This window comes from Stenotrophomonas sp. 107298_Sma, assembly GCF_056480345.1.
This window is the reverse complement of the sequence record NZ_CM151094.1, coordinates 863,657-877,573: the sequence shown is the minus strand read 5'-3', so window position 1 is coordinate 877,573 and position 13,917 is coordinate 863,657. Positions and strand designations below refer to the sequence as shown.

Genomic DNA, 13,917 nt, shown 5'->3' with positions numbered 1-13,917 from the left:
AGCACCGTAATGGTGCTGCCCTGCCTGTTTTACAAGGCCGTCAAACTCACCAGCGGTAGTGGGCGAATGCCTTGTTGGCTTCGGCCATGCGGTGGGTTTCTTCGCGCTTCTTGATGGCGCCACCACGGTTTTCCGAGGCGTCGATCAGTTCAGCAGCCAGCTTCTTCGGCATGGTGTTCTCACCACGCTTGCGCGCGGAGTCGATCAGCCAGCGCATGGCCAGGGCCATCTTGCGCGACGAACGCACTTCGACCGGCACCTGGTAGGTGGCGCCGCCGACGCGACGCGACTTCACTTCGACCGCCGGAGCAACGTTGTCCAGCGCCTTCTGCACCAGTTCAATGGCGTTGGCGCTGCTGTTCTTCTCGGTGATCACGTCCATGGCGCCGTACACGATCTTTTCGGCGACGGACTTCTTGCCGCTCTGCATGACCATGTTGATGAAGCGGGCGATGGTTTCGCTTCCGTGCTTCGGATCGGGCAGGACGGAACGCTGCGGAGTATTACCCTTACGCGACATATGCTCTCTCCTTAGGCCTTCGGACGCTTGGCGCCGTACTTGGAACGGGCCTGGCGACGCTTGGCGACGCCGGCGGCGTCGAGCGAGCCACGAACGGTGTGGTAACGCACACCCGGCAGATCCTTGACGCGACCGCCACGGATCAGGACCACGGAGTGCTCCTGCAGGTTGTGGCCTTCACCACCGATGTAGGAGATCACCTCTTCCTGGTTGGTCAGGCGAACCTTGGCAACCTTGCGCAGAGCCGAGTTCGGCTTCTTCGGAGTGGTGGTGTAAACGCGGGTGCAGACGCCACGGCGCTGCGGGCACTTGTCGAGCGCCGGCGAGGCACTCTTGTACGTAGTAGCTTGCCGCGGCTTGCGGACCAGCTGGTTGATCGTCGCCATCAGTAGGTTCTTCTGATTGGTGGCCGGAAATCCGGCCAGAGATGCGGAAATGTTAAAGCAGGCCAAAATTCTGGCCTGCTGAGACAGACGATTGTAGCAACCTGCCAGGAAAGCAGTCAAACGCCTCCTGTCAAGCCCGTTCCTGATCCTGGAACGTTACTGGGGGGCCTCCATGTACCCCGTTCAGGTTGGCAGGGTGGATCGCGGACGATCCCCCCTGCCCTTTCCCAATCCCATCGATGAACCGATGGGGTGGTCCGGCCTCTCGGCCGGACCTGATACCTCATTCTTCGCCAGACGCCTGTTCAGCTTCGGCTTCAACGGCCGGCGCCTCGACTGCAGCCGGGGTGCCGGTCAGGGCCTGCATCTCCGAGTCGGTCAGACCCGAAGCGCCGCGGCGGCGGTTGCTGTGGTACGACAGACCGGTACCGGCCGGGATCAGGCGGCCGACGATCACGTTTTCCTTCAGGCCGCGCAGGTTGTCCTTGGTGCCGCGGACGGCAGCCTCGGTCAGCACGCGGGTGGTCTCCTGGAAGGAGGCCGCCGAGATGAACGACTCGGTAGCCAGCGAGGCCTTGGTGATACCCAGCAGCACCGGATCGAAGCGGGCGATCAGCTCGTTGCGGGCACCGAGGCGTGCATTCTCCTCGATAACGCGCTGGCGTTCGACCTGTTCGCCGTTCAGGAACTTGCTGCTGCCCTGATCGGTGATCTCGACCTTGCGCAGCATCTGGCGGGTGATCACCTCGATGTGCTTGTCGTTGATCTTCACGCCCTGCAGGCGGTACACGTCCTGGATTTCCTTGACCAGGTAGGCAGCCAGCGGCTCGACACCCAGCAGGCGCAGGATGTCCTGCGGGCTCGGCTCGCCGTCCACGATGGTTTCGCCCTTGGTCACGTGTTCACCTTCGAACACGATCACCTGGCGGTACTTCGGAATCAGCTCTTCGTGCTCCGAACCATCGGTGTCCTTGATGATCAGGCGCTGCTTGCCCTTGGTGTCCTTGCCGAAGCTGATGATGCCCGAACGCTCGGCCAGCACCGCCGGATCCTTCGGCTTGCGCGCTTCGAACAGATCGGCCACGCGCGGCAGACCACCGGTGATGTCACGGGTCTTGGAGGCTTCCTGCGGGATCTTGGCAACCACGTCGCCCACGCCGACAGCGGCGCCGTCCTGCAGGTTGACGATCGAGCGCGGCGGCAGCAGGTACTGCGCCGGCAGATCGGTACCCGGAATGGTCAGGTCGTTGCCCTTGGCGTCGACGATGCGGACGATCGGGCGCAGATCCTTGGCCTGGGCGCCGCGGCGCTTCGGATCGGTGATCTCGCGCGAGGCCAGGCCAGTCAGCTCGTCGGTCTTCTCGATGACGGTGACGCCGTCGATGAAGTCGATGAAGCGGATGAAACCGGCCACTTCCGAAACGATCGGGTGGTTATGCGGATCCCAGTTGGCCACGGTCTGGCCAGCCTTCACTGCATCGCCATCCTTGGAGGCGATCATCGAGCCGTACGGCAGCTTGTAGCGCTCACGCTCACGGCCGTGAGCATCGAGCACCGAGATTTCGCCCGAACGCGACACTGCCACCAGCGAGCCATTGGCATGCTCGACCGACTTGAGGTTGCTGAACTTGACCGAGCCGGTGGTCTTGACGGTGATGTTGTCGACCGCAGCCGCACGCGACGCCGCACCACCGATGTGGAACGTACGCATGGTCAGCTGGGTACCCGGCTCACCGATGGACTGTGCGGCGATGACGCCGACCGCTTCACCGATGTTGACGATGTGGCCACGGGCCAGATCGCGGCCGTAGCAGCGACCGCAGACGCCGAAGGCGGATTCGCAGGAGATGGTCGAGCGGACCTTGATGGTCTGCACGCCGGCATCTTCCAGCTTGGCCACCCAGGCTTCGTCGAGCAGGGTGTTGCGGGTGACGATGGGATCTTCGTCGTTGCCCGGCAGGAACACGTCCTCGGCAACCACGCGACCCAGCACACGATCCTTCAACGGCTCGACCACGTCGCCGCCTTCCACGATCGGGGTCATGATCAGGCCTTCGGTGGTACCGCAATCCACCTCGGTGATCACCACGTCCTGCGCCACGTCGACCAGACGACGGGTCAGGTAACCCGAGTTCGCGGTCTTCAGCGCGGTATCGGCCAGACCCTTACGGGCACCGTGGGTGGAGTTGAAGTACTCCTGCACGTTCAGGCCTTCGCGGAAGTTCGCCTTGATGGGCGTCTCGATGATCGAGCCATCCGGACGCGCCATCAGGCCGCGCATACCGGCCAGCTGACGAATCTGCGCCTGGCTACCACGGGCACCGGAGTCGGCCATGATGTACAGCGAGTTCATCGACTTCTGGTCGATGGTCTCGCCCTTGGCATTGACGACCTTCTCGGTACCGATGGTGTCCATCATCGCCTTGGCGATGCGCTCGTTGGTGCGCGACCAGATGTCGACCACCTTGTTGTAGCGCTCGCCAGCGGTGACCAGGCCCGACTGGTACTGCTCCTGGATTTCCAGCACTTCGGCTTCGGCCTCGGTGAGGATGCCCTTCTTCTCGTCCGGGATCAGCATGTCGTCGATGCCGATCGAGACGCCGGCGCGGGTCGCGTAGGCGAAGCCGGTGTACATCAGCTTGTCGGCGAACACGACCGTGTCCTTCAAGCCCAGCTGGCGGTAGCTGGAGTTGATCAGGCGGCTGATGTTCTTCTTGGTCAGCTCGGTGTTGGCCAGCGCGAACGGCAGGCCTTCCGGGAGGATTTCAGCCAGCAGGGCGCGACCGATCGTGGTGTCCACGATCGAGGTCTTGTTCTGCTTGATGCCGTCTTCGTCGGTCACCACCTCGGTGATGCGGACCTTGACGCGTGCGTGCAGTTCCACCACGCGGTTGTCGTAGGCGCGCTTGACTTCGGCGATGTTGGCGAAGGCCATGCCCTCGCCCTTCTTGTTTTCCAGCGAGCGGGTCATGTAGTACAGACCCAGCACGACGTCCTGCGACGGCACGATGATCGGCTCGCCGTTGGCCGGCGACAGGATGTTGTTGGTCGACATCATCAGCGCACGCGCTTCCAGCTGGGCTTCCAGCGAGAGCGGCACGTGGACGGCCATCTGGTCACCGTCGAAGTCGGCGTTGAACGCGGTGCAGACCAGCGGGTGCAGCTGGATGGCCTTGCCTTCGATCAGCACCGGCTCGAACGCCTGGATGCCCAGACGGTGCAGGGTCGGCGCACGGTTCAGCATCACCGGATGTTCGCGGATGACCTCTTCCAGGATGTCCCAGACTTCGGCTTCTTCGCGCTCGACCAGCTTCTTGGCGGCCTTGATGGTGGTGGCCAGGCCACGACGCTGCAGCTTGGCGAACACGAACGGCTTGAACAGTTCGAGCGCCATCTTCTTCGGCAGGCCGCACTGGTGCAGGCGCAGGTACGGACCGACCACGATGACCGAACGGCCCGAGTAGTCGACGCGCTTGCCGAGCAGGTTCTGGCGGAAGCGGCCCTGCTTGCCCTTGATCATGTCGGCCAGCGACTTCAGCGGGCGCTTGTTGGTGCCGGTGATGGCACGGCCGCGACGGCCGTTGTCCAGCAGCGCATCGACCGATTCCTGCAGCATGCGCTTTTCATTGCGCACGATGATGTCCGGCGCGCTCAGTTCGAGCAGGCGGCGCAGGCGGTTGTTGCGGTTGATGACGCGGCGGTACAGGTCGTTCAGGTCGGAGGTGGCGAAGCGGCCGCCATCCAGCGGAACCAGCGGACGCAGGTCCGGCGGCAGCACCGGCAGCACGGTCATGACCATCCACTCCGGACGGTTGCCCGATTCCAGGAAGGCTTCGATCAGCTTGATGCGCTTGGTGAGGCGCTTGAGCTTGGTTTCCGAACCGGTGCTGGCGATTTCTTCGCGCAGGCGGGTCATTTCCGACTGCAGGTCGATGGTGCGCAGCAGCTCGTACACGGCCTCGGCGCCCATGGCGGCGTCGAAGTCGTCACCGTGCTCCTGGCGGGCCTGGAGGTACTGTTCTTCGGTCAGCAACTGGCGGCGCTCCAGGGCGGTCAGGCCCGGCTCGGTCACCACGTACGCTTCGAAGTACAGCACGCGCTCGATGTCGCGCAGGGTCATGTCCAGCATCAGGCCGATGCGCGACGGCAGCGACTTCAGGAACCAGATGTGTGCGACCGGCGAAGCCAGGTCGATGTGGCCCATGCGCTCGCGGCGCACCTTGGCCAGGGTCACTTCGGTGCCGCACTTCTCGCACACGACACCACGGTGCTTCATGCGCTTGTACTTGCCGCACAGGCACTCGTAGTCCTTCACCGGGCCGAAGATGGCGGCGCAGAACAGGCCGTCACGTTCCGGCTTGAAGGTACGGTAGTTGATGGTTTCCGGCTTCTTCACTTCGCCGAAGGACCACGAACGGATCAGGTCCGGCGAGGCCAGCGCGATCTTGATCGCGTCGAAGTCCAGCGTCTGGCGCTGCTGGTTGAAGAGGTTGAGCAGGTCTTTCATGGTGTTCTCCAGAAGGAGGAATGCTGTGTCGATGGGCTTTCAGTTGACTGCCAGCGGCGCGGCGGCGGACCGCCGCGCCGGCATGGATCAGTTGTCTTCCAGTTCCATGTTGATGGCCAGCGAGCGGATTTCCTTCACGAGCACGTTGAAGGATTCCGGCATGCCCGCGACCATCTCGTGCTCACCGTCGACGATGTTCTTGTACATCTGGTTGCGGCCCTGCACGTCATCGGACTTCACCGTCAGCATTTCCTGCAGGGTGTAGGCCGCGCCGTAGGCTTCCAGCGCCCAGACTTCCATTTCACCGAAGCGCTGGCCGCCGAACTGCGCCTTGCCGCCCAGCGGCTGCTGGGTGACGAGCGAGTAAGGACCGGTCGAACGCGCGTGCATCTTGTCGTCGACCAGGTGGTTCAGCTTCAGGTAGTGCATGTAACCGACGGTGGTGTGGCGATCGAACGCTTCACCGGTGCGGCCGTCGTACAGCTGGGTCTGGCCACTGCTCGGCAGGTCGGCCAGTTCCAGCATGCGCTTGATTTCCGCTTCGGTGGCGCCGTCGAACACCGGGGTGGCCATCGGCACGCCGTCGGTGAGGTTACGGGCCAGACGCAGCAGCTCCTCGTCGCTGAACTGCGACAGGTCGACACGGTTGGCCACGTTGGTGTCGTCGTGGTTGTAGATGTCGTCCAGGAACTTGCGCAGGTCGGCGACCGCAGCCTGGGCTTCCATCATCGCCTGGATCTTGCGACCCAGGCCCTTGGCTGCCCAGCCCAGGTGCACTTCCAGAATCTGGCCGATGTTCATACGCGACGGCACGCCCAGCGGGTTCAGCACGATGTCCACGGTTTCGCCCGAGGCCATGTACGGCATGTCCTCGACCGGCACCACGTTGGACACCACACCCTTGTTGCCGTGGCGGCCTGCCATCTTGTCGCCCGGCTGGATGCGGCGCTTCACGGCCAGGAACACCTTGACCATCTTCAGCACGCCCGGGGCGAGGTCGTCGCCAGCGGTGATCTTGCCGCGCTTGTCGGCGAAACGACGCTCGAATTCCTTCTCGTGCGCCTGGATCTGCTTCTGGGCGCGCTCGATGGCTTCCGAAGCGTCTTCGTCCTTCATGCGCAGGGCGAACCAGTCAGCCTTCTTCAGGCCGTCCAGGAAGGCGTCGGTGATGACGTCGCCCTTCTTCAGGCTGGCGCCACCGTTGACCACCTTGCCCACGATCTGCGAACGCAGACGCATGTAGATGGCCGCTTCCAGGATGCGGAACTGGTCGTCGAAGTCCTTCTTGACGCGCTTGATTTCAGACTCTTCGATCTGACGGGCGCGCTTGTCCTTCTCGATGCCGTCGCGGGTGAAGACCTGCACGTCGATGACGGTGCCATCCATGCCCGGCGGCACGCGCAGCGAGCTGTCCTTCACGTCCGACGCCTTCTCGCCGAAGATCGCGCGCAGCAGCTTCTCTTCCGGGGTCAGCTGGCTTTCGCCCTTCGGGGTGACCTTGCCGACCATGATGTCGCCGGCGCGGACTTCGGCACCGATGTACACCACGCCGCTTTCGTCCAGGCGGTTCAGCGCCTGCTCGGAAACGTTCGGGATGTCGGCGGAGATTTCCTCCGGCCCCAGCTTGGTATCACGCGCGACGCAGGTCAGCTCTTCGATGTGGATCGTGGTGTAGCGATCCTCTTCCACCACGCGCTCGGAAAGCAGGATGGAGTCTTCGAAGTTGTAGCCGTTCCACGGCATGAACGCGATCAGCATGTTCTGGCCCAGAGCCAGTTCGCCGATGTCGGTGGACGGACCGTCGGCCAGCACATCGCCGCGGGCGATGATGTCACCCACCTGGACCAGCGGACGCTGGTTGATGCAGGTGTTCTGGTTCGAACGGGTGTACTTGACCAGGTTGTAGATGTCGACGCCGGCGTCGGTGGCACCGACGATTTCTTCCTCGACCACCTTGACCACGATGCGGGCGGCATCGATCTGCACGATCTCGCCACCACGACGGGCGTTCACGGTCACACCGGAGTCACGCGCCACGGCGCGCTCGATGCCGGTACCGACCAGCGGCTTCTGCGCACGCAGGGTCGGCACGGCCTGACGCTGCATGTTGGCGCCCATCAGTGCACGGTTGGCGTCATCGTGCTCCAGGAACGGAACCAGCGCGGCCGCGATCGACACGGTCTGCATCGGCGAGACGTCCATGAAGTGGACTTCCGCCGGCGGCTTCAGCAGCGATTCGCCCTGGAAGCGGCAAGGAACGAACTGTTCGGTCAGCACGCTGTCGGCATTGGTCAGCGCGTTGGCCTGCGCAATGACGTATTCGTTTTCTTCGATGGCCGACAGGAACTCGACTTCGTCATAGACCTTGCCGTCCACGACCTTGCGGTACGGGGTCTCGAGGAAACCGTACTGGTTGGTGCGGGCGTACACGGCCAGCGAGTTGATCAGGCCGATGTTCGGGCCTTCCGGGGTTTCGATGGTGCAGACGCGGCCGTAATGGGTCGGGTGCACGTCGCGCACTTCGAAGCCGGCGCGCTCACGGGTCAGACCGCCCGGCCCCAGGGCCGAGACGCGACGCTTGTGCGTGACTTCCGACAGCGGGTTGTTCTGATCCATGAACTGCGACAGCTGCGAGGAGCCGAAGAATTCCTTGATCGCCGCAGCCACCGGCTTGGCGTTGATCAGCTCCTGCGGGGTCAGGCCTTCCGACTCCGCCATCGACAGGCGTTCCTTGACCGCGCGCTCGACGCGGACCAGGCCCACGCGGAACACGTTCTCGGCCATTTCACCGACCGAACGCACGCGACGGTTGCCCAGGTGATCGATGTCATCGACCACGCCGCGACCGTTGCGGATCTCGGTCAGGACCTTGATCACGTCCAGGATGTCCGAGCTGTCGCCGTGGGCGGCAACCAGTCGCTTGGACTCTTCGTCGTTGCGCTCGCCGTAGTACTTGCGGTCGTACAGCACGGCTTCGCCGGTGGTTTCCTTGCGGCCCACGCGACGGTTGAACTTCATGCGGCCGACCGCAGACAGGTCGTAGCGCTCGAAGGTGAAGAACAGGTTGTGGAACAGGTTCTGCGCGGCGTCCTTGGTCGGCGGTTCGCCCGGACGCATCATGCGGTAGATCTCGACCAAGGCTTCCAGCTGGGTCTTGGTCGGGTCGATGCGCAGGGTGTTGGACAGGTACGGGCCACGATCCAGATCGTTCACCCACAGGGTGCCCACGGCATCCACACCGGCCTTGCGGAAGGCCTGCAGCTGCTCGTCGGTGATCTCGTCGTTGGCCTGGGCCAGCAGTTCGCCGGTCGAAGCATCGACCACGTCGTGCGACAGGATGCGGCCGACGATGTAGTCGTCCGGCACGGCCAGGGCGGCGATGCCCGAGGCTTCCAGCTGCTTGATGTGGCGCGCGGTGATGCGCTTGCCGGCTTCCACGATGACCTTGTCGCCGTCGGCGAGGTCGAAGCCCAGGGTTTCGCCGCGCAGGCGCTCCGGCACCAGCTCCAGCTGGACGCCTTCATCCGGGTTGATGTGGAAGGTGTTGATCTCGAAGAACTCGGCCAGCATCTCTTCGTTGCTGTAGCCAAGCGCGCGCAGCAGGATCGACACCGGCAGCTTGCGACGGCGGTCGATACGGGTGAACAGCGCGTCCTTCGGGTCGAACTCGAAGTCCAGCCAGGAACCGCGGTAAGGAATGATGCGGGCGCTGTACAGCAGCTTGCCCGAGCTGTGGGTCTTGCCACGGTCGTGGTCGAAGAACACGCCCGGCGAACGGTGCAGCTGCGAAACGATGACGCGCTCGGTGCCGTTGACGATGAAGGTGCCGTTTTCGGTCATCAGCGGGATTTCGCCCAGATAGACCTCCTGCTCCTTCACGTACTTGATGGCCTTGGTCGACGACTCACGGTCGTAGATCACCAGGCGCACGGTCACGCGCAGCGGCGCGCCGTAGCTCATGCCACGCTGGCGGCACTCACGCTCGTCGAAGACCGGTTCGCCCAGCTTGTAGCCGACGTATTCCAGGGCAGCATTGCCGCTGTAGCTGGCGATCGGGAAGACCGACTTCAGCGCAGCGTGCAGGCCGTGGTCCGTGCGCTTGGCCGGATCGACGTTTTCCTGCAGGAATTCACGGTAGGAATCCACCTGGATGGCGAGCAGGAACGGCACTTCGAGAATCGAACGCTGCTTGCCGAAATCCTTGCGGATACGCTTTTTTTCGGTGAACGAATAGGACGTCATGAGGTCTTCCACCTTGTTGTGCGGATCGTGCGCCCACGATCCGAAGGGAACTTGAAATTGTCAGTTGGAAGTCGCTGGTATTGCCGGCACCAGCACGCCTTCTCCCGCTACTTCCAACTGCCAACTCGTCTGCTACCACGCCCCTGCTGCCGCGCTCCGCGCTGGCTTGCCGGGGTTTGACTGCAGCCCGTGTTGGGCTTTTTTCTGCATCTGGAACGGTAGAGTCGACTGTTAGTCGACCTTTTTCACAGCAGTCGACTAACAGTCGACTCTACCCGCACCGCAACAACGACCAAAGGCCGGGGGCTTACGCCCCCAGCCTTGGCTGCATCGCCGTGAATCGATGACGATGCAAAGGAAGTGCTTACTTGACTTCGACAGTCGCGCCAGCAGCTTCCAGGTCCTTCTTCATCTTCTCGGCTTCGTCCTTCGAAGCGGCATCCTTCAGGACGCCACCGGCTTCGGCCAGGTCCTTCGCTTCCTTCAGGCCCAGGCCGGTGATGGCGCGGACGGCCTTGATGACTTCGACCTTCTTGTCGCCGGCCGACTTCAGGGTGACGGTGAACTCGGTCTGCTCTTCAACAGCAGCGGCCGGGCCAGCGGCAGCAGCCACGGCAACCGGAGCAGCGGCGGAGACGCCGAACTTCTCTTCGATGGCCTTGACCAGCTCCATCACTTCCATCAGGGACTTCTCGGCGATGGCGTCGACGATCTGTTCGTTGGTAAGGGACATGATTAATACCTTTGGATGATTTTCTGGGTTGAGGTTCCGTCAGGAACCACGGTAAGTCGAAACTCAGGCGGTCTCGGCGGCCGGCTCAGCAGCGTCGGCGGCGACGTCGCCACCATTCTGCTTGTCGCCAATTGCCTTGATGGCGCGGGCGAACATCGTGACCGGCTCGGTCAGGACGCGGGCCAGCATTGCCAGGGCCTGGTCGCGGGTCGGCAGCGAGGCCAGCACGTCGACATGGCTTGCCGGGAACACTTCACCACCGATGGCGACGACCTTAGCCTTCAGCTTGTCGTTGCCCTTGGCAGCTTCCTTGATCAGGCGACCGGCTGCGCCGGGCTCCTCAAGCGAGAACGCGTACAGCAGCGGACCAACCATCTGGTCCTGGGCGACTGCGAACTCGGTGCCTTCAACGGCGCGCGAAGCCAGGGTGTTCTTGACAACCTTCAAGAAAACACCGGTTTCACGAGCCTGCTTGCGCATCGCGGTCATCTGGGCGACCGTGGTGCCAGCGTATTCGGCTGCGATCAAGGAGTGGGCCTTGGCGGCGATGTCTGCCAGCTCGGCGACTACTTCTTGCTTCTGGGACAGATTGAGAGCCATTGCACTCCTCCTATTGAACTCCGCTTACGGCTCCTGCCGTGTGCGGTCCTGTGCAGCATCCGTCCTGGACGCCGGGAACATCGGAATGATGCTCCGGGGGGTGGGCCGTTCCAGACCTGGAGGCAATCAGGGAAATCCCAGACATGCGTGAACCAGAAAAACTCCAGAAGGGCACCATCTACGCAGGGTGATTCCGGGGAATCGATTAAGCGCTCATGACTGCTCCGGCGGCGACTCCCTGCCAGTTCGAGCTTCCGTGCCCGTCGCCGGTATTGCCATGACCGCGCCTGCGGTCTTTGACGGCTACCACCGGCGATGTGCTGCCGGCGATGCCTTCAAATGTCACGGTCACGGCACCCAGGGCACCGTGACCGCTTGAAACAATTACTTCAGGGTCAGCGACGACTGGTCGACGGTGACGCCCGGGCCCATCGTCGAGCTGACCGAAACCTTCTGCAGGTAGGTGCCCTTCGAGGTGGCCGGCTTGGCCTTGATCAGGTCCAGCAGCAGCGCGGTCAGGTTCGACTTCAGCGCGTCTTCGGCGAAGTCGGCCTTGCCGATGGTGCAATGGATGATGCCGGCCTTGTCGGTGCGGTAGCGCACCTGACCCGACTTGGCATTCTTCACGGCTTCACCCGGGTTCGGGGAAACGGTGCCGACCTTCGGGTTCGGCATCAGGCCGCGCGGGCCCAGCACGGTGCCCAGCTTACCGACAACGCGCATGGCATCCGGGGTCGCGATGACGACGTCGTAGTTCAGATCGCCGGCCTGCATCTTCTCGGCCAGATCGTCCATACCGACGGCTTCGGCGCCAGCGGCCAGGGCTTCGTCAGCCTTGGCACCGGCCGGAGCGAACACGGCGACGCGGACCGACTTGCCGGTACCAGCCGGCAGCACGGTGGAGCCACGGACCTGCTGGTCGGACTTCTTCGCATCGACGCCCAGGCGCACGGACACGTCGATCGACTCGACGAACTTGGCCTTGGTGGCGGTCTTCAGGATGTTGATCGCGTCCTCGAAGGCGTATGCCTTGCCCGGAACGACAGCGGCCTTGATGGCCTTCTCACGCTTGGTCTGTGCCATCTTCTTAACCCTCCACCACGAGGCCCATGGAACGGGCAGAGCCAGCAATGGTACGCACGGCGGCGTCCAGGTCGGCGGCAGTCAGATCCGGTTCCTTCGCCTTGGCGATCTCTTCCAGCTGCTTACGGGTGACCTTGCCGACCTTCTCGGTGTTCGGGCGCTTGGAGCCCGACGAGATGCCAGCGGCCTTCTTCAGCAGAGTGGTGGCCGGGGTGCTCTTGGTGATGAAGGTGAACGTACGGTCCGAGTAGGCCGTGATGATCACCGGAACCGGCAGACCCGGCTCGAGCTTCTGCGTGGCAGCGTTGAACGCCTTGCAGAATTCCATGATGTTCAGGCCGCGCTGACCCAGCGCAGGACCGACCGGCGGCGAGGGGTTGGCCTGACCGGCCTTCACCTGCAGCTTGATGTAACCGACAACTTTCTTTGCCATGAGTATGCTCTCCGGGTGCTAGCGCCTTGCGACAACAGGCTCCCCATCGGACCGGGAATCACGCGTCCCGGCATCGCGTTTTGAAATCATGCTGAAGGCCACCTTGCGGCGGCCTCGTCCTGCTGGCTTCCCAGCGGGGAGCCGCGCACTATATCAGGTTTTTTCTTCACATGCCTGAAGCGGCACATAAACGAAGGAAACCGGGCAAGGCCCGGTTCCTTCTGTAGAGTCGAGCCATGCTCGACTGCACCGCCATCCAGACCCCGCAGTCGAGCATGGCTCGACTCTACAGCCGGATCAGACGGCCTTTTCGACCTGGCCGAACTCGAGCTCGACCGGAGTGGCACGACCGAAGATCAGCACCGAGACGCGCAGACGGCTCTTCTCGTAATTGACTTCTTCGACCACGCCATTGAAATCGTTGAACGGACCGTCGGTGACACGGACCATCTGGCCCGGCTCGAACAGCACCTTCGGACGCGGCTTCTCGACACCTTCCTGAACGCGATTCAGGATGGCTTCGGCCTCGGAATCGGCGATCGGCAGCGGACGATCGGCGGTACCGCCGATGAAGCCCATGACGCGCGGGGTTTCCTTGACCAGGTGCCAGCTTTCGTTGTCGATGCGCGGAATGCCCGCCTCTTCGTGGGTCTCGATCTGGACCAGCACGTAACCCGGGAAGAACTTGCGCTCGGAGCGGCGCTTCTGGCCGGCGCGCATCTCGATCACTTCCTCGGTCGGAACCAGGACGTCGCCGAAGCGCTCTTCCATGCCGTCACGGACGATGCGATCGCGCAGGGCCTGCGCCACCGACTTCTCGAAGCCCGAATAGGCGTGAACGACGTACCAACGCTTCATGCAATTCTCCTTAGCGGCTCAGGAACCACTGAGTCAGTTTCTGGATCAGGAAGTCGAAGCCACCCAGCAGCAGGCTGAGGATAAGGACCACGACGATCACGACCCAGGTCATGCGGACGGCTTCCTGGCGCGTCGGCCAGACAACCTTGCGCAGTTCAAAGCGCGACTCGGAGAGGAATTCGCGGGTGTCGCGCCCCTTGCCGGTCAGCATGAACACGCCGATACCGCCAACCAGACCGACCACAACCGCCAACGCACGCAGCTGACCCGCCCACGCACCCAGCTGGGCGGCGCGACCGGAGTCGGCGGAGAACCAGAACCAGACGAACAGACCCGCCAGCACCAGCAGTGATGCGGCAACGTACTTGACGATATCCCCGCCGTTGGCGGAGTTGTCCTTGGAATGTTCGATCTTGCTATTCATCCGGCTGTGTCTGCTTTAGCGGCCCAGGCCGCTGGATAAGGTGGGCAGATGGCACGCCAGGAGGGACTCGAACCCCCAACCTGCGGTTTTGGAGACCGCTGCTCTGCCAATTGAGCTACTGGCGTACGTGA

Annotated in this window: 10 protein-coding genes and 1 tRNA gene; all 11 read right to left on the bottom strand. The window is 63.1% G+C overall.

Features of this window, described 5'->3' with window-relative positions; genetic code table 11:
- Window positions 1–46: 46 nt before the first annotated feature.
- Window positions 47–520: a 30S ribosomal protein S7 gene (rpsG, locus tag ACZK2G_RS04010; RefSeq protein WP_004145321.1), complete on the bottom strand. Its 474-nt coding sequence runs from the start codon at window positions 518–520 to the stop codon at window positions 47–49.
- A gap of 11 nt (window positions 521–531) precedes the next feature.
- Window positions 532–906: a 30S ribosomal protein S12 gene (rpsL, locus tag ACZK2G_RS04005; RefSeq protein ID WP_004145320.1), complete on the bottom strand. Its 375-nt coding sequence runs from the start codon at window positions 904–906 to the stop codon at window positions 532–534.
- Between the two features lie 283 nt (window positions 907–1,189).
- The gene (gene rpoC / locus ACZK2G_RS04000; RefSeq protein ID WP_046988087.1) at window positions 1,190–5,413 is read right to left on the bottom strand and encodes a DNA-directed RNA polymerase subunit beta'; all 4,224 of its coding nucleotides are present in this window, start codon (window positions 5,411–5,413) and stop codon (window positions 1,190–1,192) included.
- A gap of 87 nt (window positions 5,414–5,500) precedes the next feature.
- Window positions 5,501–9,655 carry a DNA-directed RNA polymerase subunit beta gene (rpoB, locus tag ACZK2G_RS03995; RefSeq protein ID WP_046988086.1) on the bottom strand — a complete coding sequence of 1,385 codons (4,155 nt, stop codon included), beginning with the start codon at window positions 9,653–9,655 and terminating at the stop codon, window positions 5,501–5,503.
- A gap of 364 nt (window positions 9,656–10,019) precedes the next feature.
- The gene (gene rplL / locus ACZK2G_RS03990; RefSeq protein WP_004145253.1) at window positions 10,020–10,388 is read right to left on the bottom strand and encodes a 50S ribosomal protein L7/L12; all 369 of its coding nucleotides are present in this window, start codon (window positions 10,386–10,388) and stop codon (window positions 10,020–10,022) included.
- 63 nt (window positions 10,389–10,451) lie between these two features.
- A complete protein-coding gene (gene rplJ, locus ACZK2G_RS03985; protein WP_004145252.1) occupies window positions 10,452–10,988 on the bottom strand; it encodes a 50S ribosomal protein L10 in 537 nt (178 codons plus the stop codon).
- 384 nt (window positions 10,989–11,372) lie between these two features.
- A complete protein-coding gene (gene rplA / locus ACZK2G_RS03980) occupies window positions 11,373–12,071 on the bottom strand; it encodes a 50S ribosomal protein L1 (RefSeq protein ID WP_004145250.1) in 699 nt (232 codons plus the stop codon).
- 4 nt (window positions 12,072–12,075) lie between these two features.
- On the bottom strand, window positions 12,076–12,504 hold the full coding sequence (rplK, locus tag ACZK2G_RS03975) for a 50S ribosomal protein L11 (RefSeq protein WP_004145248.1): 429 nt from the start codon (window positions 12,502–12,504) through the stop codon (window positions 12,076–12,078).
- 297 nt (window positions 12,505–12,801) lie between these two features.
- A complete protein-coding gene (gene nusG, locus ACZK2G_RS03970) occupies window positions 12,802–13,362 on the bottom strand; it encodes a transcription termination/antitermination protein NusG (RefSeq protein ID WP_004145203.1) in 561 nt (186 codons plus the stop codon).
- 10 nt (window positions 13,363–13,372) lie between these two features.
- Window positions 13,373–13,786, bottom strand: coding sequence for a preprotein translocase subunit SecE (gene secE, locus ACZK2G_RS03965; protein WP_004145202.1), 414 nt, complete (start codon window positions 13,784–13,786; stop codon window positions 13,373–13,375).
- 49 nt (window positions 13,787–13,835) lie between these two features.
- Window positions 13,836–13,911: transfer RNA gene (locus ACZK2G_RS03960), tRNA-Trp, on the bottom strand.
- Window positions 13,912–13,917: the final 6 nt, after the last annotated feature.